At 64.1% G+C, this 3261-nt stretch carries 1 protein-coding gene; it reads left to right on the plus strand.

Features of this window, described 5'->3' with window-relative positions; all coding sequences use genetic code 11:
• Nucleotides 1–2930 (plus strand): 1,4-alpha-glucan branching protein GlgB (gene glgB / locus DBR22_RS12015; protein WP_108599204.1); only part of this gene is annotated, 2930 nt, incomplete at its 5' end.
• Nucleotides 2931–3261: the final 331 nt, after the last annotated feature.

Here is a 3261-nt window from a genome sequence, read left to right on the forward strand (position 1 = left end):
TCACCGCCGAGGCCCACGGCCTTGGTGCTGCAACGGCAACTGTCCACCGCAGGCTGGCGGACGCTCTCGGCACCAGCGGTGAGTCTGTTCCGGGCGGGATCATTGCCCCCGGAGTAGCCCAACGCGTCCGGCAGGCATGGGCGGAAGCCGGTGCCGCCGTCGGGCCTTACGACGCAGAGTTGAACACGCTTCTTGGTGACCTTGACGGCGTCCCGGCCGGCCCGCTGCAGCGGATCCACGGGGACCTGCACCTGGGCCAGATCCTGCAGGTCCCGGGCCGGGCCAATGAGCCTGGCCGCTGGGCCATCCTCGATTTTGAAGGCGAGCCGCTGCGGCCCATCTCCGAACGGAACTTCCCTGACGTCCCGCTCCGTGACGTCGTGGGGATGCTGCGGTCCTTTGACTACGCCGCGGGCGCGGCCGAACGGGAATACCAGGGCGCCCACGTTCCCGCCTCCTGGGTGGACGATTGCGCGGATGCGTTCCTTGCCGGCTATGCCGCTGTCACTCCCGGCACGATCGACCGCGCCTCACCGCTCTTTGTGGCATTGTGGCTGGACAAGGCGCTCTATGAAGTGGTTTATGAATTGCGGAACAGACCCGACTGGCTGGCCATTCCTGCGAATGCGTCCAGACGGCTCCTCAGCGGTAAAGGCCCCGGCGATCATGCCGAGGCAGCAGCGGAAGGTATTAACATGACAGGCTCAGCACGTACAGACAGGCCCGGTGTGCCGCTCCACGTGGACGCGGACACGCTTGCCCGGGTGGGCAACGGGGAACACCATGCGCCGCACTCAGTACTCGGCGCCCATCTGGACGACCACGGACACGTGACTGTCCGGACGGTGAAGCACCTCGCAGAAGAGGTCAGCGTCGTGACCGCCGCCGGTACCGTTCCCATGACCCACGAAGCCAACGGTGTGTGGGTGGCGGTGCTGGAGCCGCTCCAGGCCGGCCATGTTCCTGACTACCGGCTGGAAGTTACCTACGCGGGTGCCGCACCCCAGACCATGGACGAGCCCTACCGCTACCTGCCCACCGTGGGAGAAGTGGACCTCCACCTCATTGGCGAAGGCCGGCACGAGAAACTCTGGGAAGTGCTGGGCGCACACGTCCAGCACTACAAGTCCTCCCTCGGTGACGTGGACGGTGTCTCCTTTGCCGTGTGGGCCCCGAATGCACAGGCTGTCAGGATCAAAGGCGACTTCAACGCCTGGGACGGCCGCGAAAATTCCCTCCGCTCGCTGGGCTCCTCCGGTGTGTGGGAAGTCTTCCTGCCGGGCGTTTTAGCAGGGGCGTGCTACAAATTCGAAATCAAGACCAAGAGCGGCTATTGGGTTGAAAAGGCTGATCCGCTGGCGTTCGGTACGGAGGTCCCGCCGCTGACCGCGTCCAGGGTGGTGGAGCCGTCCTACGCTTTCCAGGACTCCGAGTGGATGGAAGCCCGCGCCCAGCGTGATCCCCACAATTCGCCGATGAGCGTCTATGAAGTCCACCTCGGATCCTGGCGCCTCGGCCTGGGCTACCGCGAGCTGGCCAAGGACCTGGTGGAGTACGTCAAGTGGCTCGGATTCACGCACGTTGAGTTCATGCCGGTGGCCGAGCACCCCTTCGGCGGCTCATGGGGCTACCAGGTCACGTCCTACTTTGCGCCCACCTCACGGTTCGGCCACCCTGACGAGTTCCGGTACCTCGTTGATGCCCTCCACCAGGCCGGAATCGGCGTGCTGCTGGACTGGGTCCCGGCGCACTTCCCCAAGGACTCCTGGGCCCTGGCCCAGTTCGACGGCGAACCGCTGTACGAGCACGCCGATCCAAACCTCGGTGAGCACCCCGACTGGGGAACGCTGATCTTCGATTTCGGCCGGACCGAGGTGCGCAACTTCCTGGTGGCCAACGCCCTGTACTGGCTTGACGAGTTCCACATTGACGGGCTCCGGGTGGATGCCGTGGCCTCAATGCTTTACCTGGACTATTCGCGGGAAGACGGCCAGTGGTCGCCCAACCGTTTCGGCGGCCGGGAAAACCTGGAAGCCATGTCGTTCCTGCAGGAAGTCAACGCCACCGTCTACAAGACCCACCCGGGAGCGGTGATGATCGCCGAGGAGTCCACAGCGTTCCCCGGCGTAACCGCCCCCACCAGCCACTCCGGGCTCGGTTTCGGCCTGAAGTGGAACATGGGCTGGATGCATGACTCCCTCAAGTACATCTCCGAGGACCCGGTCAACCGCAAGTGGCACCACGGTACGGTGACGTTCTCGATGGTGTACGCCTTCACTGAGAACTTCCTGCTGCCCATCAGCCATGACGAGGTAGTGCATGGCAAGGGCTCCATGCTCCGGAAGATGCCGGGGGACCGCTGGCAGCAGCTGGCCAACCTGCGTGCCTTCCTGGCGTACCAGTGGGCGCACCCGGGCAAGCAGCTCATCTTCATGGGCACCGAATTCGGACAGGAAGCCGAATGGTCCGAACAGCATGGCCTCGACTGGTACCTGGCCGATATCCCCGCCCACCGCGGGATCCAGCTCCTCACCAAGGACCTGAACGAGCTGTACAGCTCGACGCCGGCGCTCTACACCCGGGACAACGAGCCCGGCGGCTTCCAGTGGATCAACGGTGGCGACGCTGACCACAACGTCCTCAGTTTTGTCCGTTGGGACAAGGAGGGCAACCCCCTGGTGTGTGCCATCAACTTCTCGGGCGGACCGCATGTGGGCTACCCCCTGGGAGTTCCGGCCGCCGGCGCGTGGACCGAAGCCCTCAATACAGACGCGGCGGCCTACGGCGGATCAGGTGTCCTGAACGCCGGTCAGCTGACTGCGACGGGCGAAGGGCGGGACGGCCAGCCGGCATCGCTGACCGTAACGCTTCCGCCCCTGGGGGCGGCGTACTTCAAGCCCGCCACCAAGGCGGCAGGAATACTGCAGTAGTGTGAGCCCGCTCTCTTAAATTGGCGGCAAAAAGCCCGGAATCCCTTGAGATTCCGGGCTTTTTCGTCTCACGGGCCTTGGGTGTCGAGGGGCTCTCGGGGGTCCCGGTGGCCATCCCGCCAAAGTGGTGGTAGAGTTTATTTCCGCGCTGCTCCACGGAGTCAGACCGAAAAAACCGACACGAAAGCCTTCAGGGCAGAGCGAGTCGGGATGCGGATTTGACAAGTTGGAAGACAGCCGGTAAGTTTGAAAAGTTGCTCCGGAGCGATCCACGGCTGAGATGTTGTGGTGGTGCCGGGTGTGTCTGTTGTTTGAGAACTCAATAGTGTGC

It is taken from the genome of Arthrobacter sp. HMWF013, assembly GCF_003061105.1.
Classification (GTDB): domain Bacteria; phylum Actinomycetota; class Actinomycetes; order Actinomycetales; family Micrococcaceae; genus Arthrobacter.